Genomic DNA, 21,542 nt, shown 5'->3' on the forward strand with positions numbered 1-21,542 from the left:
AAATCACCCCCTCATTCGAATGCGCGGATCTACTACGCCATATAAAATATCAGCAATTAAATTACCGAGAATTAACATGAATGATGATAATAATGTGATTGCCATAATAATTGGATAATCAAATCTAAAAATAGCATTCACCCCGAGCGAACCTAGTCCCGGCCATGAAAATACTGTTTCCGTAATAAATGCTCCGCCTACTAAACTTGGAATGGATAATCCGAAAATTGTAATGATCGGGATTAATACATTTCGAAGTACGTGATTAAATAAAACTGATTTCTTCGAAGCGCCGTACGCATATTGAATTTGTACGTAATCTTCTTCTAATTGCTGAATTGTGCTTGAACGAATATATCTCATATAAACAGAGACGTTTTGGAACGCAAGCACCATGCAAGGTAAAATACCGTGCTGGACAATATCCCAAACAGAATCTTGACCGACTGTGCGCATACCCATACTCGGAAGAAGATTCAACTTTAACGAGAATAAGTAGATTAATAGTAAAGCGAACCAAAAGACTGGCATTGAGATTCCTACATAAGAGATAAAATTCACAATGCGATCAAAGAACGAATTCTTTTTCACCCCTGTAAGTAGTCCAAGCGGGATTGCGATTACAAAGGAGACGACTAAAGATGACCCCATTAATCCAATTGTTGCGGGTAATCTTTCTGTAATAAGTTCTAAAACAGGACGATGATTTTGAAGTGAATATCCAAAATTCCCTGTTAAAATATTTTTTAACCATAAAATATATTGCACGTAAATCGGTTGATCTAGTCCTAAACTTTTGCGAATACGCTCAACATCAATTGGGCTCATATTCGGCGTTACAAAGTTTCGAACCGGATCGCCCGGCGCTAGTTTTATTAATAGAAAAGAAATAATAGAAATAACAAATAAAAGCGGAATTGCATTTAAAAGCCTCTTTGCAATTACTTTATACACAAACTTCCCCCCTCAGGATAAAGTGAAACTTTAATCAGCAGCGCTTTCACCTAACTTCCTCGCATTCGCCGAATTTTGAGGTGGAAGTCTTACTGCCCATTAAAGCGGGATAAAGAAGCTGATTTTCACCAGCTTCTTTATCGTTTCTTATTTCACTTCATAAATCTTCGATAGATCTTCAAACATTGTAACTGGAATTGCTTTTGCTTCTTTTAATCCATCAAACTTTTTATCTACTGCAATCACTGCTTTCGGATATGCGATTGGAAGATAAGGTAGATCTTCTCTCGCTGTATCTTGGATTTTATGGTAAAGCTCTGCGCGTTTCGTTTTATCTGTTTCAACTGCAGCTTCTTCCCATAATTTATCGAAGTCAGCATTTTTATAACGTGCATAATTGTACTCGGCATTACTTAAGAATAAGCTCTTATATGAATCTGGCTCTGGTCCCATTATGTAACCACCGAATGTAATGTCATATTCTTTATTTTCTTTATCTAAGCCTTTTTCACTTGCTGCACTAGCATCTAATGCATTCAGTTCAACTTGTAAGCCAATTTCTTGTAATTTTTGCTGTGTATAAAGTGCTAAGCTTTCCATAATTTTATTATTCGTTACATACATAACGCGTACTTTTTCTTTATCTTTCACACCAGCTTTTGCTAATAAATCTTTCGCCGCTTTTTGATCATACTTATACTCTTTAATATCTTTCGCATAATACATAGCGTCTGGCGTTAAGATTGAATTTGCCGGTTCTGCAAATTGACTAGAAACGAATGCTGAGTTAATCATTTCTTTCTTATCTAAAGCATGTGCAATTGCTTGGCGCACTTCTTTCTTCTTCATAAGATCTGTATTATTGTTATAAGATAAGTAGAATAATCTACCTTCTGGGAATGTCACCATTGAGAAGTTCCCTGTGCTATCTAATTTCTTAAAGTCTTGTGGCTCAATCATCTTCATATTGATTTGACCATTTTGAAGTGAAACATTTGCCGTATTACGGTCTTTTACAACGCGGTACACGATAGAATCTAATTTCGCTTTACCAGCAAAATAATCATCGAATCGCTCTAACGCAACATATTCATCCGATTTAAACTCTTTGAATTTAAATGGACCTGATCCTACAGGCTGTAGGTTTTTCTTACTCTTCACTAAATCTCCTTCACCTTCAAATACATGTTTCGGAATTGGGAAGAAATCATTCATAACCCCTTCGAAAGATGCACTTACTTGTGGTAATACGAATTGAGTCGTTAGCTCATCCACTTTTTTCACCTCAAGCGGCTTTCCTTTAAAGATAAAGTTTTCACGGCTTGAACTATTTTGCTTCTCATCTAAAATTGATTGGAATGTAAATGCAATATCATCTGATGTAATTTTCTTACCATCATGCCATTTCAAATTATCCTTTAATTTTAAAGTCCATGTTAATTGATCCTCTGAAGGCGTAAAGCTCTCAGCAAGAACAAACTTTTTCTTACCGTCTTCCATATGGTACAGCGGTGCATATAACGCTTGCTGCACAGTTAATGACACACGATCATTCGCATAAAGCGGATTCATCGTATCTGGATTGTCACTAACGCCAATTGTTAACGTCCCTCCATCTTTCGGAGTCCCTGACGTACTAGTTCCCGCTTGCTTTGAAGAATCTTTCTCCCCAGAACAAGCCGCTAATGCAATAAGTAATATTAGGACAAATGGTAATGCAAACAACTTCTTTTTCATAATTCGACCCCTCTCGACTATTTACACCTATAAGAAAACTCGGAATTAATACCGAGTTTTCTTATAGGTTTTAAAATACCACTACCTGTATGTATTGTCAAACTTTTTCGCCAAGGTAGAAAGTTTGAAATCTACCAATTGAATCCTTGCGATAAACTATATTTATGCGGGGCGTAAAATAAAAAGACCACGAAAAAATGGCCTCGCAAAATGAGTTGAAAAACTAGCAGTCTACAGAAAATTTCTCTAGAATGGGATTAAATACAAGAAATATTTAGGAGGTTACCATGACATTTGATGAATTGAAAAAAAACAAACCAACAACCCTATGGATCGAGAGTGATGAAGATGGGGAGTTTTTCACTGAAGAAAAGATAAGTGCAACAAATAAAGTTCTCGACTCTTACATTAACAATTTAGAGCAATTGGGAGAGAATCCAACCGAAGCCGCAATCATGCAAATCGTTGAAGAAGTAGTTATTAAAATAAATGAATTAAATATCGAACATGACCAATTTATCGAAACTATGGAAAGAGAAGATCTCTATGAATTTATCGATACAGCAGCACAAATAGCTGGCTTAGAATCCGAAGAAGATATAACTGAAGAATGGCGAGAATGGTAAACAAGCTGTACCTCTAATTATTAGAGGTACAGCTTGTTTCATACGCCAATTGAATTAATAATTTGATATCTGCATAGAATTCACATATTCCAACATAATATCAATTTGATTTTTATCAAGAGGATCTAATTATAAATTCTAGCACACTCATCTCCCTCAAAACTCAATCCTACTCCCAACCCCACGCTCCACCGCTTTCTCATACAAATACTTCGCAACGATAATATCTACTACTGCCAAACCAACTGATTTGAAAATAGTAATCTCTTCATCGTTTTCGCGGCCGGCTTTTTCTCCGCTTATAATTTGACCGAGTTCGGCGTGGAGATTGCTCGCTTTAAATACACCCTCTTTTATCGGAACTTGAAGGTCTCCTGTTTCTTCTAGTGCTGCTTCTTTTGATTCGACTACTACTTTGTTTGCGCTTGTGATGGCGTGAGATGGTAGTTCTTGCATGCTTGGCCTGAATGAACCGACGGCGTTTATGTGGACACCTTTTTGTAGTTTTTCTGAGAAGACTGGTGTGGATGCGTTCGTAGTTGTGACGATGATGTCTGCTTCGCTTATTGCTTCATTTGGATCTCTGTAAACGTATGCTGGTTTACCAAATTTCTCTTGTATATGTTGCGCAAATGCATACGCTTTTTCTTCTGTTCGATTGTATAAAATGACTTTTTCAATATCTCTAACCGTAAATACAGCTTCCGCAATTCCTTTCGCCTGTTCCCCTGTCCCAATAATGCATAAAGTTTTTGCATCATGACGAGCTAAATGTTTCGTCGCTACTCCTGATAAGGCGCCTGTTCGGATCATCGTTAAATACGAACCTTCTAAAAGTGCGAGTGGTTCTCCCGTTTGAAAGTCTGATAGCATTACAACCCCGTTTATCGTTTTCTTTCCTATCTGTTTGTTCTGCGGGACTACTGTTACTACTTTTAAACCGAGTGCTTCAAGCCCTTCCGCTACTGAAGGCATAATTAATGCCGTATTTTGTTCGCTTGCAAATGGTAGTGAGCCGCGAATTGGTGTGATTGTTCTTTCTGCGGAAAATTCTTGTAAAGCAAGCGCCGCGTATTCAATAACTTCATTCATATTTACTAAGTTTCGTTGTTCGTTCGCGCTTATGACTAACATATCTTTCCATCCCCTCCTTCTACCCCGTATTAACGGGCAGTAAGACTCCCATCTAAAAATTCAGTTGGACAAAGAAGTTATATGGGAGATCAACTGCCCGTAAAAACCCGATTGGTTCAACTAATAATCAGTGGGAAACCCCTCCACTGATTAAAGTTTCACTTTACCCTAACAAAAATCCCCGATTCAAAACATCTCTCGGATCTACGACAAATTGATGAAATCCTGTAATAAATGCATTCCCAGTTACTTTCGGAACGACAGCTTCATATGTATCTACCGCTGTTACCGACAATACTTCTCCCTCAAATTTCCCGTCAGTAATGCATTCATGGATAAAGATTTCTCCTTTTTGCAGAGCGTCTTTTTCAAAAAGGGTTGCGATTCTTGCGGAAGTTCCTGTGCCACAAGGAGAGCGGTCTACTTGCCCGTCAGCGAAAATCGTTACGTTTCGTAAAGTAGCGTCTTTTTCTTTCGGTTCATCTGAAAAAATGACGCCGTATATTCCTTTTAAATCTTCTTCAAGTGGATGTTTTACTTCCATTTGGCTTTCAATATAGTGCTTAATTTTACCGCCCCACGCTTGAATAGCAGATAAATCTTTGAAATCAACCTTCAAACCAAATTCTTTACTATCCACTACCGCATAAAACGCTCCGCCAAATGCGATATCTACTTGAAATTCGTAGTCATCTATTTTAATAGGAAGGTCTTTTTTATATACGAACGAAGGAACGTTTTCGAATGATACGGACTCTACTTCGCTCCCGTTAAATTTCGCATACGCAATGACTTCCCCGGCCGGGCTATCAATAATGAACTTTTGTTTTTCACCTGTCACTTTAAACATGCCTGTTTCAATTCCTACTGTAACGACAGCGATAATGCCGTGACCACACATCGTACTCCAGCCTTCATTGTGCATAAATAATACGCCAAAATCAGCGTGCGCACTTGCGGGCGGAGTAATGATACAACCGTACATGCCGTGATGACCTCTCGGTTCATACATAAGAATCTCACGAAGGTGATCCAAATGTTCCATACAGTATGCACGCCTTTCTAACTGCGTTTCTCCCTTAATTTCTGGCACGCCGCCCGTAATAATTCGAAGCGGTTCCCCAGCTACGTGCGCATCAATTGTCGTGTATATTTTACTAACCTTCATTTCTATCTCTCCCCTATATGTTGATACTATTTTTATTGCAAGTATCATGCCAGCGTATAAGGGCGAGATTTGTATACTTTTTTCAAAAAAACATACACTACTGTCTATTTTTTTATACAGTAGATAGTCGGTGATTATTAATCTCCAATTAGTCCCATCCTCACTAAACCTCAAAACAAAAAATCCTCCGAAAACTCAGAGGATAATTCAAACTATAGCTTTTCCACTTTGATAAGGTTATAGTTCCTTTTAAAATAATTTGACGGAATTTAAATTAAAAGCCAAATTTATTCTTCATCCTCCAAGCTTTCCCACTCACTTAAATACATGACATCTTGTTTTACGTTTTTCTTTTCAGGAAGTAAACATAGAAATTCTAAAGAATTGCCATCCGGATCATAAAAATAAAGATTTGCGGTAGGTGTCCAAGTTTGAACCATAGGCTCGGAAGGTTCAAGACCAAAAGCGGCCCTTGGGTTTATTCCTTTATTCAGAAGCCATTCTCTTGCATGAATGATTTCTTCATAGTTAACCTTGAATGCAAAATGACTTGTATGGAATGCTTCTTCCGATACCTCCCAAACGCCTAGCATCTGTTCCTTCTTATTTTCTTTATCAAACCAAAAGAATGCTACACGGCGTTCTTCAATAGTGCGAGCATGAAATAATCCAAGTTTAGTATAAAACTCTTTTGCTACTTCTAAATTTTTTGTTTTAACATGTGTTTCATATAAAGTACCTGGAAACAAAGCATATCCCTCCTTTATATTAAAAAAATTCTTACTATAAATCCTATTTTAAGAAGCTAAAAATAGAAGTGCTATCGTATTTTTTCAACTTTGTAGCCCTAATGCTTAACAAAAATTTCTCGTTTTCACTCCTAATAACCACCAACATTCAAAATAAAAAAGCCTCCGAAACATCGGAGGTATATATTTTAAGTAAACAGGCTAATTAAAACGAACTCTCAATTTATGAAATATTATACAATTTCCATAAAGTGAAACTTTAATCAGTGGGGGTTTTCTTCATCCCCCACTGATTATTAGCCTTCACCAATCGGACTTTTATGGACAGTTGATCCCCCACCTAACTTCTTTGCTTTCGCTAAATTTTGAGGTGGGGGTCTTACTGCCCATTAAAGCGGGATAAAAAGTTTGATTACTTTCTACTATTTAACTATTCCCCTTTACGATAGTACCCATTTGCAATATATACATATAACATTCCGAAAGGGGCAATAAGCGGGCTAAGCATATAAAGCATTAAAATCTTAAATGCCTTCCACATCAACATAAATAGCAATGGTAAAATAATAAAATGACCACCCATAAGTGTATTTATCAAGTCATCCCAAACAATTGTTGCAAAAGGAAATAAAAGTCCAGCCAATACAATATATATTGTCAGCGAAAATGAAACCTCATTTACATATAGTAAAAATCCGGATACAGCCATTGAAATAATATATGATTTTACCAAATACTGAGTATCCACCCCATAAAACATTTTTCTGATGAATTGTATCATTTCGGAAATAGCACCTCCTAACATTTCATTTTATTCCTTATTTTAACATATAAAAGCCACTTATCGATATTTTAGTTAGAATTTTCAGAAATAATTTTAAAGAAACAACTAAAAAACTATTGATTTTCGAAATGAATTTTCATTAAAGCATTCAACAAACTCATATGTTACGAAATAAAGAGGGAAGCTATTTTGACAAAAGGTTATCAAAATAGCTTCTTATCTAACAGATTAAATTTTTCATAAAAATCTAATCAAACTCTAACCGCCACTACATCCGGCACTTGCCTTACAATCTCCTCCCCAATCTTTATACTTGCCGTTGCCGCCGGGGATGGTGCATTACAAATATGCAGCGAATTGATGCCAGGAATAATGCAGAAGTCATCAACCATATTGCCGTTCGATAAGATGGCTTGTGCCCTTACACCTGCATGCGTTGGGACGATATCTTTTTCTGTTAGTTCTGGTATGAGGCGCTGTAAGCTTTTTAGGAATGATTGTTTACTGAATGAGCGCACCATTTCTTTTATGCCTTCTTTCATGTTTGGCATTGCCATTTTCCAGAATCCTGTGTATGTCATTGTTTCCATGAAGTCTTTTATGTCGAAGTCTTTTTTCGTGTAGCCTTCGCGCTTGAAGCTTAATACTGCGTTCGGTCCCGCATGTACGTCTCCGTTTATCATTCTTGTGAAATGAACACCTAGAAACGGGAATTCTGGGTTTGGAACTGGGTAAATTAAATGTTTTACGAGATGGCGTTTTTCTGGGACGAGTTCATAGTATTCACCGCGGAACGGAACGATTTTCATATCCGTTAATATACCTGTCTTTTTCGCAATGCGATCGCTATGTAAGCCGGCGCAGTTAATGAGAAATTTCGCTTTAAATGTGCCTTTGTTCGTCTCAATTGTTACGACATCTTTCTTTTCTGTAATACGCTCTGCGGCTGTTCCTAAGTGTACCTCACCGCCGCATTCTTGAATCAAACGAGCAAATGCATAACTGACTCCTTTATAATCAGCGATCCCGCACGAAGGAACACGGATTGCGCCTAGTCCTTTTACATGCGGTTCGACTTCTGCTAATTGTTCTTTATCTATTTTAGAAATATGTAAACCGTTTTGTAAGCCTCTTTCGTATAAATTATGTAAAAGAGGAAGTTCTTCTTTTTCTGTCGCGACAATGACTTTGCCGCACATGTCATAAGCGATGTCATTTTCTTCACAAAATTGGACCATCGCTGCGTTTCCTTCTTTGGCGAATTTTGCTTTATAACTCCCTGGTTTATAGTAAATACCCGAGTGAATGACACCGCTATTATGTCCTGTTTGATGATGTGCTAGTTCCTTTTCTTTTTCAATGATTGCGATTTTTGCATGAGGGAACTTTTTCGTTAAAGCCATTCCCGTTGAAAGACCAACGATTCCTCCGCCAATAATTATAAAGTCATACATCCTACTTCCCCCTTAATAGTATAAAAGGCAGGTCTCTTTGAAAGACCCGCCGTACATATTATTTAGAAAAACAACCGCGTTGACGCATGAGTTCTCTATATAAATCTTTATTCTTTTCGAATGCCGCTCTGCCGTGCATCCAAAATAAATTGTTTAAAAGAACTAAATCACCAACTGGTAGTTTTAATGCATGTGTTGCCGGTGAGTTTTCAACTGAATACGATAAATCTTTCAGATAGTTTGCTTGTTCAATATTATCTGGATACGCAAACTGATCAATAAAGCAAATACATGGTGCGTTATTTACATCAAAAAACGTTTCACGATAGACGATTTCTTGCGAGTTTTTACTTGGTGGTGCTTTATACGTAATTTTAACAGATGCAAGCGAATGATCTCTAAATTTTTGAAGATCTTCCCAATCGTCTAAATGTAGTAAACGAGATTCTCCTCCTACTGCATTTTGCTCTTCAATTTTCATCATAAGAAGCCAGTCAGTTGGCTCATCAACGAATGTTCCATCTGTATGAAGTGTAAATAATCGATACGCTTGACGGAGATACGAATCACTACTATCCGTATCTTTCACATTAAATCTAGCATAATACGTTCCTGTCATCGCATCAAAGTTCGGCGATCCGATTAAATGTGTTAACGCTGTCGCAAATTTCACGTAATCTGCTGGATCTATCGTTTCACCTTGTACGCCAATTGTAAATCCGCCCGTTTCACGGTCATGAATAATGCCGCGAATGTTATCCATAAACGATTGCCCAAAAATCTTTCTCATACTATCTGCAAGATTAAACCGAGAATACGGAATGTATTGGAGTGACTGCTCTGAATGCTCTTTTACCTCTTCAAAAAACTGCTTAAGCAACTGCTGATTTAATACGATATGATATAAACGTTTATGCTCCGGATGAGGAACAATTTCATATCCCTCATATTTCTTTGCAAACTTCCTCTTCGCACTTTGTTCTGTAATAATCGACATTTCAATTCCTCCCTAAATGAAATATGAAGAACGTATTGACGCTTTTTACAGACAGTTATCCTTATCTTCTTATGCTGAGATTCGGTCTTACTGCCCTAACAACGAAAAAGCCAGTCATATATATCCGCGACAAAGCAATCGCAGATACATACAACTGGCTCATAATTACGAGTGTTCTTTAATCTCTTAAAGTACAATAATAATAGACAGTTCATATGAAAATATGTGTAAAGCAGGAAAACAAGATCGAATTTAGAGAAGGCTAATTTCTCGAATGGATCTTATTGATTAATTAAATAATAATTCAAAATATTCTAACTGTCAATTCGTTTTTTCTTATTTTCTCTACAAACTTTACACATTTTACAAATCCCCTTACTTTCCGCACAGCCTCTTTTTTTCATCTCTTGTTTTACAACTTGCACTTCGTTTACCTTTTTCATATTCCTTGCCTCCTCAATAAAAATAAGCCAGTCGTATCCCGTTAACGGAAATACAACTGGCTCTCGTTTATAGCTATACAAACTAGACAGTTTTTATGGTGTTGTTTCCTCGTACTCTCCCTCGAGCTGTTCATCATTTAAATAACTTACATATTGGCGATGTAAATCTTTTACCGCACTGACGATAGCATTTTGCGCTTTTCCTTGATAATGGTCCGTAATATCTTGCACAATTTCTTCAATACCATCTTGCAAACTATGTCCTCTCAACATTTGAGCGACGAAGTCTCTACCGTGCTCTGTCGCAAGCGTACATGACGCTTCAATAATGACATGATATTTATGATCTGCCTCAATTGTAATTGTTAATGTTTCATACATACTGCGAACAGCCATCCCTTTCGGAAGTCTCGAGTGTCCTGCCATAAAAAATGTCCCTTTACGCATATTTCATCCTCCGTTACTATGTTTTTTAGCACTTATACTTGATCTACGTATACTGTCTTTATTCTCGTGTAAAATTCTTTCGCCGCTTTTCCTTGTTCACGCGGGCCAGCACTAGAGTTTTTCATTCCGCCAAATGGAACTTGTGGTTCTGCTCCTGCAGTTTCTGAATTCACATGAACCATGCCAACTTCCATATCATCAATAAACCTTTGCGACAAACTTAAATTGTTCGTACAAATCGATGCACTTAGTCCGTATTCTGTATCGTTCGCTACAGAAACTGCTTCTTCATAACTATTCACTTTAAATAAACATATAACTGGGCCGAAAATTTCTTCTTTTGCAATGCGTGCATCTACATCTACATTTTCAAAAATAGTCGGTAACACGTAACAACCGTCCTGCAATTCTGCTTCGTCCGGCACGCTGCCTCCATACAGTAAAGAAGCCTCTCCTTTTCCTACTTCAATCATCGATAAAACAGATTGCTGCTGCCCCTTGGAAACACATGGGCCCATAAATGTATTACTATCTAGCGGGTCCCCAACTGTAAGAGCTTCCGTGCGCTGCAATAGTCGATCGCGAAACGCTTCATAAATACCCTCTTCTACAATGACTCTACTTGTTGCGGTACATTTTTGCCCCGTGGACATAAACGCACCTTTTATCGTAATCGTTACCGCCTTTTCAATATCGGCATCTTTTAATACCACTAACGGATTTTTCCCGCCCATTTCTAATTGCACTTTTTTCCTCGTTTCAACGGCTGCTTTCTGAATGATATTTCCAACGTGATTAGAGCCAGTAAAGGATACTGCTTTTATATCCGGATTACCCGTTAACTCTGCTCCCACTTCAGATCCTTTGCCGAACACACAGTTTATAACACCTGCCGGAATACCAGCCTCATGAAACGCACTTACAAGATGGTACACCGATTTTGGCGTCACTTCAGCCGGCTTAATGACAATTGTATTTCCGTATATAAGTGCCGGCGCCATTTTCCACGCTGGAATCGCAATGGGAAAATTCCACGGCGTAATTAATCCGACCGGGCCTACTGCTACACGTTTACTGTAAAGCATCGTACTTTCATTCGCAGACGGAATGATCTCTCCAATCGGCTGATTCGCTTCCCCCGCATAATATTCAAGAATGCTAATTGCCCGCTTCGTCTCGCCTATCCCTTCTGCAATCGTCTTTCCTTCTTCATTCGTTACATCTCGGCCAATTTCCTTTACCTTCTCTTTTAAAATAGCTGCCGCTTTCCATAAATAGCTTGCTCTTTCTTGAAACGATAACTTTTGCCATTTATAAAAAGCTTCTTTCGCTGATGCAATTGCCACTCGTGTATCTTCTACTGAACTAAACGGGAATTCGCCTAGCACTTCCCCGTTATGCGGATTATAATTTTTCACGTATGCATTTGTGGAAGGCTCTCTCCACTCACCGTTTATATAATTGAAAAACTTCATTCCCCTGCCCCCACCATTTTTATTTTGATAGTTTTGCAATTGCCGCTTCTAAAATAGTAAGCCCTTCTTCCAACTGTTCATCTGTTATAACGAGAGGTGGTAAGAAACGAAGTACGTTACTATAAATACCTGCACTTATCGTAATAACCCCTTTACTATGCGTTTCCTTCATAATCGCTTTCACTTCTTCCGTCGCTGGCTCTTTCGTTTCTCTGTCTTTTACAAGCTCGATTGCAGTCATTGCGCCGATACCTCTCACATCACCAACTAGTTCGTATTTCTCTTTCCAACTATTAAATACTGTCATCATACGTGCGCCAATTTCAGCAGCGCGATTTACTAAATTCTCTTCTTCTATTACATCTAAAACAGCTAACGCAGCTGCGCAAGCAACTGGACTTCCAGAGAATGTACCTCCAAGTTGACCAGGACCAGGTGCATCCATTAGTTCCGCTCTTCCTGTTACTGCGCTAAGCGGCATGCCAGCAGCAATTGATTTTGAAAATGTCATTAAATCAGGAGCTACGCCGAAATGATCCATTGCAAATAAGCTTCCTGTACGAGCAAAACCAGTTTGAATTTCATCCGCAATCATTACAATTCCGTACTTATCACAAATAGTTCGGACACCTCGCATAAATGTAGTCGTCGGAACGATAAATCCACCTTCTCCTTGAAGGGGTTCCAAAATAATCGCTGCTATATTATCACTTGCGACTTCTTCTAACATAAAACGTTCGAAATACGATAAAATTTGTTCGTCTACTTCTTCTTGCGTCAATCTTTCGTCAGCACGGTAATAATACGGATATGGTAATTTATACACTTCGGATGCGAACGGCCCAAATCCATGCTTGTACGGTTTCACCTTACTTGTAAGTGACATCGTCATAAGTGTACGTCCGTGATAAGCTCGTTCGAACGATACGATTGCGCTTCTTCCCGTTGCCTTTCTAGCTATCTTCACTGCATTTTCTACTGCTTCAGCTCCGCTATTAGCAAACATCGTTTTTTTCTTAAAATCACCTGGCGTTAATTCATTCAGTCTTTCAGCTAACGCAATATAACTTTCATATGGCGCTACGTGGAAACAACTATGAATAGAAGATTCCACTTGTTCTTGAATCGCCTTCACTACTTTCGGATGACAATGCCCAACGTTTTGCATACCAATTCCGCCCGCAAAGTCGATCAGTTCATTCCCATCTATATCTGTAATAATCGCTCCCTTTGCCGATTGCACATACAGCTCCGTAATATTGTATGGCCCTTCTGGCACCGCATTTTTTCTTCTTTCATGTAATATGCTAGATTTTGTAGTAACAATATCTTTCAACATGGAACATACCCCTTTTCTTATTCTTTTTCTATGCTAATTTCCGAATCTTTTATAATCGTAAAATCATTCAACTTTTGCTTATCTAACTTTCTAACTCTTAGGAAATAACTTATGATTACTAGGGTAGTAGCTAGTAATGTCATGTAAAACTGCATGCGCATATCTGCGATAAACGCCTGCGAAACAAAGATCGTAACAATCATTAAAAGCGTTGCATATGTGAGATAAGGGAATAACCACATTTTCACTTTTAGCTTTCCAGCCCCTTCTAGTTCCCTTTCTCGTCTTAACTTCACATGCGAAACGGCAACGAACATATACATAAGCATCGTTACTCCACCTGAACTATTCGCTAAAAACGCAAACAGTTTGTCAGGAGATATAAATTTCAACATCGCACAAATAAATGCAAATACGATACTCGCATAGATTGCGATAACCGGCGTTCCTCTACTATTTAACTTTGAAAAGGCGGATGGAGCGTCACCTTTTTTCGCAAGTGAAAATAACATACGCGAACTCGTATATATACCCGAGTTCATAACGGAAAGTAACGATAAAAATACAACACCATTCATAATTTCTGCGGCTGCCGGTACTCCTGCCATATTAAATAAACTTGCATATGGAAGCTTTAATAACTCCTTATCCGTCCACGGAATAAACATAACTAAAATTGTTACCGATCCGACGAAGAAAAGCATAAGGCGCCATACTACACTATTAATCGCTCGTATAACATTCTTCTCTGGATTTTCCGATTCCCCGGCCGCAATCGCTGCGACTTCACTTCCTGATAACGAGAACGAAATAAACACAACGCTCAGTAAGACAGGGACAATACCTTTCGGGAAGAAACCACCGTGTTCTGTAATAATAGAAAGACTCGGTCTATCCACCCCTGGAACGAGACCAAAGAACATCGAAACTCCTAAAATTAAAAACGCAACAATCGCCACAACTTTAATAAACGCTAACCAATATTCAAACTCACCGTACAATTTTACTGAATATACATTCGTCATCGTCATTAAAAGGACCATACATAAACTCGCAATCCAAGCTGGAATGGAAGGAAACCAATTGTTAATCATGACGCCTAAAAGCACCACTTCGATTGCGATAATAATGACCCAGTTAAACCAATACAACCATCCGATCGTATACCCTGCCCACGGCCCAATTGCCTTATTCGCATACGTTGCGAAAGAACCGCTATCAGGATTTTCCGCCGCCATCTCTCCTAGCATCCTCATCACGAGCACAACCATTAAAGCACCGATAATATAGGAAAAAATCGCCGCAGGTCCTGATGACTGAATAATCGTCCCGCTCCCTACAAACAAACCGCCCCCGATAACCCCGCCAATCGAAATCATTGTTATATGCCGCGTTTTTAAATCCTTTTGTAACTCCTTTTTCTCTTTAGCCAAACAGTTCACCAACCCCTCCATTAGCATGAACGTGCGCCACAATCCATTGATAACGCTTTCTCAAAATCCCCTCCTACGTTTTAAGAAAAAATAAAAAGAGCCAGAAAAACAACGCATACAGCTGCATTGAATTTTACTGCCTCTATCCTTATGGCTCGTCCTCCTGCTAAGGAAGCTCGAGTGGGAAAGAAGTTCCTCTATTCATTTCAAACATACATCCGGGCTTACAGGGAGGCTAATCACTGTCATCCGATAATAAGTTAATCATAATATAAATAAACTGAATATTCAATATTAATTTGAGGTGAAATTTCCAAATCACCCCAACATATACTGTTCAAAAGCAAAAGGAAGTGATCTCATGTACTACGGAACAAAAGGCTGGTACGTAGCCGAACTGAAAAAATTAGGCGTTCGTTACTATGAAGGACGAAAGCTAGAAAGCTACCGCGGGCACGTTTTACGCAATTTATTAATCGCACAACAGGAAAAATTAAAAGAACAGTAATTTACTAACAAAACAACTCTTGGAATATATCGGCTATCCGGCTAGAACTTTCAAATCATCCATCTAACCTCCCAACCAATCCCACATCAATACAAACAAAAAAGGTCACCCAAACGGGTGACCTTCCTTTCTTATTCACAAACAAGAATTTGTCTAGTAAATGATCCTTTTCTTGTAATACAACGATCTGTAATTTCAAATCCTGCTTCATGAATCATATCGTCCATTGTTTCCATCGTAACAACGACTACTTTTTTAGCGATGCGGCGCGCGCTTGAAAGAATAGAAAGCTGATCTTCTGGTGTTGCGTGCGTAAATAAGTCGTACGGCATATCGATAATGGCAACATCATAGTTTTCAGTAATCTCCTCGATTGGACCTTTTGTTACCGTTCCTTCAAAGCCGAAATGTGCGATGTTTTTTCGCGTTCCAAGAACTACAAGTGGATTAATATCTCTACCAACAATGTTAATTCCCATAGAAAGAGCTTCTACTACTACCGTTCCAATACCGCAGCACGGGTCAATCGCTCGTACTCCCTCTGGATTTGGCACAGCAATATTTGCAACCGATCTCGCGACACGTGTGCTAAGAGAAGTCGAATAGCTATGCGGTTTTTTGATGTGATGATACCAAACTGGTTCACTTTCTACATAATGTCCGAAATACCAACGTCCTCCAAGAGGAACAATCCCGAATACGCGCTCTGGATTACGAACGTCCGCTTCTCCTTCAATATGCATACCAAGGTCTCGTTCAATAAGACGACGCTCTCCATATTCAATCTTATTTTCTTTCCCAAGGTCATTTATTTTAACGAAGATAACTTTGAACGTCGCTCCCGCCAAGTCAATTTGTTCCACTTGTTTTAGGATGCTTTCTAAGTCATCTCCTTCATACATAACTTCAACGCGTTCTTTAATAAACGCACTTCTACTCGGATCAATCTTAACGTCACTTTTCAAAATATTAACGTGGGACTCCATTCCAAAGAACGAGCGCATTTCCAAATAACATAAAGCACGCTCCTCCTCGCGAAATGCATACGTATATATACATGCAGGTGTTTTACTATGATTATTCAATCTATGATCATCCTTTATCAGTTTAAATTATTATCACAACTACTCGAACGTTTTTTCATATAAAATTAAATGATATCACATGCCCGAAATAAAGAGAAACCTTTATAATCTGTTTCATAAATAAAAGAGACTGCCTATTGGCAATCTCTTTTTAAATATTAACGGAAAGAAGATACGTTATTACCCATTGCTTCGTAGTAATCTAAAATACCTTGATAAATCGCTTCCGCTGCACGTTGTCTCCATTGTTCTGAAGATAGCTTTTCACCTTCACTTTTTGCATCAATAAATCCTAGTTCAGTTAGAATAGCTGGCATTGTATTATATTTAATTACATAGAAGTTATCTGTTTTTACCCCTCTATTGTTCGTCTCAAGGGCATTAACTAAACGTTTTTGTACTTTTTCTGCCAGTATACGGCTTTCTTCTTTGTTTGGATTTGGTGTTGGTGTTGCTGATCTATAATAATATGTTTCGGTACCTTCTACTGAGTTGTTATATCCATTAGCATGAATACTTACGAAAATGTCACCATTATTTTTATTAGCAAATTCTACACGTTTTCTTAAAGAATCGCCAGAATCAACTCCCGGGCGTGTATCATCTGTACGTGTTAATAACACAGTAAATGGTGTTTTCTTTTCAAATAATTTTTGTACTCGTAATGATGTATCTAATACAATAGCACTTTCATCCATATTTACACCAAGATGTCCTGGATCTTCTCCACCGTGACCTGGATCAATAATAATCGCTTTACCTTCTAAGAAATTACCTTGTTTCACTGGGTTTAGTTGGTTTTTATCAAGCCATTGGAATCCACTATTTGTACGGATACGAATCCAGCTATCTTTCTCTTCAATAACTGTTACTGTTTGTGCCGCACGTTTCGCTAACACTTTAGAAGAATGTGATGCTTCTGCATATGTTGTAAATTCTTCTTTAATCACTTCTGTTTTCTCTTTTAAAGGTGTCCATTTATCGCCTTTACTCGTTACAATTTTAATCCATCCATCTCGCTCTTCTTTTACTACCACTTTTTGTGGTTCATGTTGCACGTCAGTAATTCCTGATGATAAAGATGGTTGGTGATATGTAATGAACTTACGATCAATATACATTTCTTTCTTTGTATCTTCTGGTTTACTAATATCATTACCATTTTTCTTTAGCTTGTCCGCTTTATACGTCATTTGTGCTGCTTGTTCACGTGGTATAGAAAGATCCGGACTCCAAGTTTTCGCTCCTGTACCAGCGGAAATCTCTAACGCTACTAAAATATTTGCCGCTTCTTTACCGAAGTGATTTTCTAAATCAGTAAATTTATTCGTTATTGGGGCTTTTACTAAATCTTTTAATTTATAAGATTTCACAAGCATAGATGCCATCTCAGCACGCGTTACTTTCCCTTCAGGATCGAATACACCTGCTCCTCGTCCTGCAATAATACTTTCTTTTTCAATTGCCGCAATAAATGGAGCTGCCCAATGATTTTTTGAATCATTAAAAGATGGCTTCGCCGCTGGATTAACTTTTAAGCCAATTGCTTTCGCCACAATTGTCGCTGCTTCAGCACGTGTTAAAAGACCTTGTGGTACAAACGTACTGTCCGTCATACCGCTAATTACATTTCTCTCTACTAAATAGTAAATTGCATCTTTTGACCATGCATTGTCCGGAACATCTGTAAACTTCTTCGTTTCTGCTAAACTACTAACTGGATAAGCTAGTAAACTTGCCGCTAACATACCAGCAGCTATTGCTTTGTACTTCATAAAAAATAAATCCCCTCTCGAAATCTCACATTATACAATTCTCTTAATCAAACTAATATTAAAAATATTAACTGGTAAATAACTCCTATAATAGTTTATAACATTCTATCACTGTAGTAAATACGTTTCCCACCCTTATTATTAAATGTGGATATATAAGGAATAATAAATATAAATAAAATTCAAAAAAGCTGATCAAAAATACTATTTTCAATCAGCTTTCTTTATTCTCTATGAAATTAGCCTTCAATTAAATTAGACATTACATACGCATATATAAGTGCTTCTGTATGCGCAATCGAGCTTTCATGCGTACGCTCAAATGCATGAGAAGAATCAATACCCGCTCCAATTAATGCATGTTTCACATCAAATCCAGCACGAATCGCAGCTGATGCATCAGAGCCGTAGAATGGATAAATATCTACTTTATATTCAATATTGTTCGTTTTCGCAAGCTGTACTAAATGTTTACGCAGTGCATAATGATAAGGACCACTAGAGTCTTTCGCACAAATCGATACTGTATATTCGTCAGATGTTTGTCCATCACCTAACGCTCCCATATCAACAGCTAAATATTCAACCGTTTCTTCTGGAATGTTAGAATTACCACCGTATCCGATTTCTTCATTATTAGAAATTAAGAAATGAGTTGTATATGGTAATGTTACGTTTTCATCTTGTAATCTCTTAATTAATTTTAATAGAATCGCAACACTTACTTTATCATCTAAATGACGTGATTTTATGTATCCACTCTCCGTAATTTGAACTCGCGGATCAAATGAAACGAAGTCGCCTACTTCAATTCCTAATTCACGTACTTCATTTACCGAAGAAACACGCTCATCAATACGAACTTCAATATTTTGCTCATCACGTTTCGCTTCACCTGCATCTTTATATACGTGTACAGATGTTTGATGCATTAAAATCGTTCCTGTATACGTCTTACCACTTGATGTTTCAATTTCGCAATATTCCCCTTCTACAGAGTTCCAGCGAAATCCACCAATCATAGAAAGGCGAAGACGACCGTCAGGCTTAATTTCTTTCACCATCGCACCTAACGTATCAACGTGCGCTGTTAATAAACGGTGCTGTGCATCATTTTTTCCTTTTACCGTAATAATAAGAGCGCCTTTATTGTTACGCTTCGTTTCTACGTTCCACTCACTTACATAGTTTTCAATAAAACGAATGATTTTCTCTGTATTTCCAGATGGACTCGGAATAGAGACAAGCTCCTTAATAAGTTCCATCGTTTCTTTCGTATGATGTGCCATCGTCGTTTCCTCCTCATTTTCTCTACTATTCAGTATACAAAATTTGCTAGAAAACCTCTACTCATATAGCTTAATTTTCTAAATTATAGTAAAATTCACTTTAGTATACAAAAGGAGTTATGACATATGAATATATCAAAAAAACATGTACACATTGCACTCATTTGGTTTTTAGCATCATTATTTTGCTTACAAGTTTCTTACGCAGTTCATACTACTACTTCTATTACAATCGGCTGGATAGTAACAGCTATCTTCTTTATCATTAGTTTAATCGCAACAAAAAAGCATAGCATTACTCACTAACGCTATGCTTTTCCTATAAAACTATTCTTCTGAAACATCTAATAAATAAATCCCTCTTTCAAATCCACCGCGCTCTATTTCCTTTTGCTTACGAAGACGTTCTACATCTTCAATCGATGCACCTTCTGCACGCGCTAATGAAATAATAACTTCCAGTGCATCTGCAAGAGAATCTAGCGCATGTTCACGCTCTTTCATAGAAGCAAATTCACGAATTTCTTCCGTCCCAATTTTCGCTAACGCTTGTATGTATGCTTGCCCTGTTAACTTTTGTGCTGTATACGTTTTTCCAGACATTAAAATCTTCTCTGGAACACGATCTCTTACTAACTTGTTATACGCTGACATCATTCAACCTCCTATACTTAGAAACACCCAAGCTCTGCTTTATAAAATAACCACTCTTTTTTGACGCAAGCACTTAACATATCAATTCCTGATCCATGCGCCCTTACTGCTGGAAAGAAATAATGCTCTGATTCTTCTTTCTTATCGCCGTATAAAGTCTGGTACGCATCAGGAATCGCCTCTTTTTTCACATCCCGTTCTTTCGTCACCTCACCTGAGAAAGCAACACTTGGATGTCCTTCAAAAAATAACGCAGTTCGCACTGCCATAGATGGTGTACTATGCAGAGCATAATATGCTATTACAATCATGCCGATCACACCGATAATTTTCTTCATATATTACTCCTTAAAAAAAAAGTGCTAACACAATTATACTAAAATGTGTTAGCACTTTCTCCACTTTATTCACCTTTAAATGTAGGTAAACGCTTTTCTAAAAATGCAGCAATGCCTTCTTTATGATCCGCTGTTTGTCTCATCGCATATTGGCCACGTTTTTCAAGCTGCAATGTTTGTTCTAAATTAGAGCGATTTACTTCACATAAAATTTGCTTCGTTTGAATCATCGCTTTAATCGGTTTTTGTGACCATTCACTAATTTTTTGCTTCACAGCCGTTTGGAAATCCTCGCCGATTACTTCATCAATTAAGCCGATATCAAGCGCTTCGCTCGCCGATAATTTCTTTCCTTCCCAAATAATTTGCTTCGTCACATTTTCACCGACGCGCTTTTGAAGGAAGAAATGACCGCCACCATCTGGAATTAAAGCGATTCCAATAAAGTTCATCGCAATAATAGATGATATATCTGCCATCACATAATCAGCTGTTAACGCAATACTTAATCCAAGACCTGCAGTTGGTCCATGAATGGCACTAATAACAAGCTTCGGCATCGTATATAAAGTGACAACGACTTCAGAAATGGTATTCATAATACCATCAAACTTGCTTTCATCATTACTCGAAAGCATCGATTTAATATCCCCCCCCGCAGAAAAACCACGGCCATTCCCGCATAGCACAACAATATGTGCAGAACTCTCCGCTACTTCTCTCAACTTTTGTAATAGCTCTTTTAATGTTGGCTCATCTAATGCATTTAACACCTCTGGGCGATTGACCATAACCGTTGCAACGCGCCCTTCATACTTCACAACAACAGATTCTGTTTTACTTGTTACTTCCATTATATATACCCCTCTTTTCTACATAAAGATTATACTTATATAATTATAGAAAGCAGGTGAAAAACCCTTCTTTTTTTCTTAATTTTCTGTCTAATAATCTCGTAATTTGTATATACGCTCGTATAAAACATACAATTCCGTTGAAAAATATAGCAATTAAAGTCGGTTTACCCATCTATTTCATCTATTTACCATTACAATGAAATGGTGTATTCTTAAGTTTGATATAAAAAAATCAAATATAGAAATTCATTTTCCTTCCTATTATATATAGAAGTGCTGAAATAAAGGAATGAAGA

The 21,542-nt window shown here is 37.8% G+C and carries 21 protein-coding genes and 1 pseudogene; 3 read left to right on the plus strand and 19 right to left on the minus strand.

Going from position 1 to position 21,542, the window contains the following annotated elements; all coding sequences use genetic code 11:
• Positions 1–3 precede the first annotated feature (3 nt).
• Together EUC40_RS21355 and EUC40_RS21360 are read right to left on the minus strand one after the other, a co-directional pair.
• The gene (locus EUC40_RS21355; protein ID WP_071710760.1) at positions 4–954 is read right to left on the minus strand and encodes an ABC transporter permease; all 951 of its coding nucleotides are present in this window, start codon (positions 952–954) and stop codon (positions 4–6) included.
• A gap of 147 nt (positions 955–1,101) precedes the next feature.
• The gene (locus tag EUC40_RS21360) at positions 1,102–2,691 is read right to left on the minus strand and encodes an ABC transporter substrate-binding protein (RefSeq protein ID WP_156576534.1); all 1,590 of its coding nucleotides are present in this window, start codon (positions 2,689–2,691) and stop codon (positions 1,102–1,104) included.
• Between the two features lie 287 nt (positions 2,692–2,978).
• On the opposite strand from EUC40_RS21360, the gene EUC40_RS21365 reads away from it, so the two are divergent.
• The gene (locus EUC40_RS21365) at positions 2,979–3,317 is read left to right on the plus strand and encodes a hypothetical protein (RefSeq protein ID WP_071710762.1); all 339 of its coding nucleotides are present in this window, start codon (positions 2,979–2,981) and stop codon (positions 3,315–3,317) included.
• A 156-nt stretch (positions 3,318–3,473) separates the two neighbouring features.
• On the opposite strand, the gene EUC40_RS21370 is transcribed toward EUC40_RS21365, so the two are convergent.
• The 11 genes from EUC40_RS21370 to EUC40_RS21415 form a co-directional block, all read right to left on the minus strand.
• Positions 3,474–4,451 carry an ornithine cyclodeaminase family protein gene (locus EUC40_RS21370; RefSeq protein ID WP_156576535.1) on the minus strand — a complete coding sequence of 326 codons (978 nt, stop codon included), beginning with the start codon at positions 4,449–4,451 and terminating at the stop codon, positions 3,474–3,476.
• A 163-nt stretch (positions 4,452–4,614) separates the two neighbouring features.
• On the minus strand, positions 4,615–5,667 hold the full coding sequence (locus EUC40_RS21375) for a proline racemase family protein (protein WP_156576969.1): 1,053 nt from the start codon (positions 5,665–5,667) through the stop codon (positions 4,615–4,617).
• Positions 5,668–5,906: 239 nt separating this feature from the next.
• Positions 5,907–6,368 carry a VOC family protein gene (locus EUC40_RS21380; protein ID WP_071710766.1) on the minus strand — a complete coding sequence of 154 codons (462 nt, stop codon included), beginning with the start codon at positions 6,366–6,368 and terminating at the stop codon, positions 5,907–5,909.
• A 430-nt stretch (positions 6,369–6,798) separates the two neighbouring features.
• Positions 6,799–7,101, minus strand: coding sequence for a hypothetical protein (locus EUC40_RS21385; RefSeq protein ID WP_244322172.1), 303 nt, complete (start codon positions 7,099–7,101; stop codon positions 6,799–6,801).
• Positions 7,102–7,403: 302 nt separating this feature from the next.
• A complete protein-coding gene (lhgO, locus tag EUC40_RS21390; RefSeq protein ID WP_156576536.1) occupies positions 7,404–8,606 on the minus strand; it encodes an L-2-hydroxyglutarate oxidase in 1,203 nt (400 codons plus the stop codon).
• Between the two features lie 58 nt (positions 8,607–8,664).
• On the minus strand, positions 8,665–9,603 hold the full coding sequence (gene glaH / locus EUC40_RS21395; RefSeq protein WP_071710768.1) for a glutarate dioxygenase GlaH: 939 nt from the start codon (positions 9,601–9,603) through the stop codon (positions 8,665–8,667).
• Positions 9,604–9,917: 314 nt separating this feature from the next.
• A complete protein-coding gene (locus EUC40_RS27455; RefSeq protein WP_280115248.1) occupies positions 9,918–10,046 on the minus strand; it encodes a hypothetical protein in 129 nt (42 codons plus the stop codon).
• 93 nt (positions 10,047–10,139) lie between these two features.
• Positions 10,140–10,493, minus strand: coding sequence for a DUF3870 domain-containing protein (locus EUC40_RS21400; protein ID WP_071710769.1), 354 nt, complete (start codon positions 10,491–10,493; stop codon positions 10,140–10,142).
• A 32-nt stretch (positions 10,494–10,525) separates the two neighbouring features.
• On the minus strand, positions 10,526–11,968 hold the full coding sequence (locus tag EUC40_RS21405) for an aldehyde dehydrogenase family protein (protein WP_156576537.1): 1,443 nt from the start codon (positions 11,966–11,968) through the stop codon (positions 10,526–10,528).
• A 19-nt stretch (positions 11,969–11,987) separates the two neighbouring features.
• Positions 11,988–13,307 (minus strand): 4-aminobutyrate--2-oxoglutarate transaminase, encoded by a 1,320-nt coding sequence (gene gabT / locus EUC40_RS21410; protein WP_156576538.1) that lies wholly within the window; start codon positions 13,305–13,307, stop codon positions 11,988–11,990.
• A 17-nt stretch (positions 13,308–13,324) separates the two neighbouring features.
• The gene (locus tag EUC40_RS21415) at positions 13,325–14,749 is read right to left on the minus strand and encodes an amino acid permease (protein ID WP_156576539.1); all 1,425 of its coding nucleotides are present in this window, start codon (positions 14,747–14,749) and stop codon (positions 13,325–13,327) included.
• Between the two features lie 308 nt (positions 14,750–15,057).
• Here EUC40_RS21415 and EUC40_RS21420 point away from each other — a divergent pair.
• Positions 15,058–15,248 (plus strand): annotated as a pseudogene (locus EUC40_RS21420) (YflJ family protein).
• 131 nt (positions 15,249–15,379) lie between these two features.
• Here EUC40_RS21420 and EUC40_RS21425 read toward each other — a convergent pair.
• The 3 genes from EUC40_RS21425 to EUC40_RS21435 form a co-directional block, all read right to left on the minus strand.
• Positions 15,380–16,333 carry a TRM11 family SAM-dependent methyltransferase gene (locus EUC40_RS21425; protein WP_071710773.1) on the minus strand — a complete coding sequence of 318 codons (954 nt, stop codon included), beginning with the start codon at positions 16,331–16,333 and terminating at the stop codon, positions 15,380–15,382.
• A gap of 158 nt (positions 16,334–16,491) precedes the next feature.
• Positions 16,492–18,108: an N-acetylmuramoyl-L-alanine amidase gene (locus EUC40_RS21430; RefSeq protein WP_156576540.1), complete on the minus strand. Its 1,617-nt coding sequence runs from the start codon at positions 18,106–18,108 to the stop codon at positions 16,492–16,494.
• A gap of 239 nt (positions 18,109–18,347) precedes the next feature.
• Positions 18,348–19,397: a M42 family metallopeptidase gene (locus EUC40_RS21435; protein ID WP_156576541.1), complete on the minus strand. Its 1,050-nt coding sequence runs from the start codon at positions 19,395–19,397 to the stop codon at positions 18,348–18,350.
• A gap of 126 nt (positions 19,398–19,523) precedes the next feature.
• On the opposite strand from EUC40_RS21435, the gene EUC40_RS21440 reads away from it, so the two are divergent.
• Positions 19,524–19,703: a hypothetical protein gene (locus EUC40_RS21440; RefSeq protein ID WP_149176410.1), complete on the plus strand. Its 180-nt coding sequence runs from the start codon at positions 19,524–19,526 to the stop codon at positions 19,701–19,703.
• Between the two features lie 21 nt (positions 19,704–19,724).
• On the opposite strand, the gene EUC40_RS21445 is transcribed toward EUC40_RS21440, so the two are convergent.
• The 3 genes from EUC40_RS21445 to EUC40_RS21455 all read right to left on the minus strand — a co-directional run bounded on the left by EUC40_RS21445 (position 19,725) and on the right by EUC40_RS21455 (position 21,243).
• Entirely contained in the window at positions 19,725–20,051 is a 327-nt protein-coding gene (locus tag EUC40_RS21445) for a nucleoside triphosphate pyrophosphohydrolase (RefSeq protein ID WP_001277350.1), read from the minus strand.
• A 17-nt stretch (positions 20,052–20,068) separates the two neighbouring features.
• Positions 20,069–20,389, minus strand: a complete 321-nt coding sequence (locus tag EUC40_RS21450) for a hypothetical protein (protein ID WP_071710777.1) — start codon at positions 20,387–20,389, stop codon at positions 20,069–20,071.
• A 65-nt stretch (positions 20,390–20,454) separates the two neighbouring features.
• Positions 20,455–21,243: an enoyl-CoA hydratase gene (locus EUC40_RS21455; RefSeq protein ID WP_156576542.1), complete on the minus strand. Its 789-nt coding sequence runs from the start codon at positions 21,241–21,243 to the stop codon at positions 20,455–20,457.
• Between the last annotated feature and the right edge of the window lie 299 nt (positions 21,244–21,542).

It is taken from the genome of Bacillus luti (genome assembly GCF_009739945.1).
Classification (GTDB): Bacteria; Bacillota; Bacilli; order Bacillales; family Bacillaceae_G; genus Bacillus_A; species Bacillus_A luti.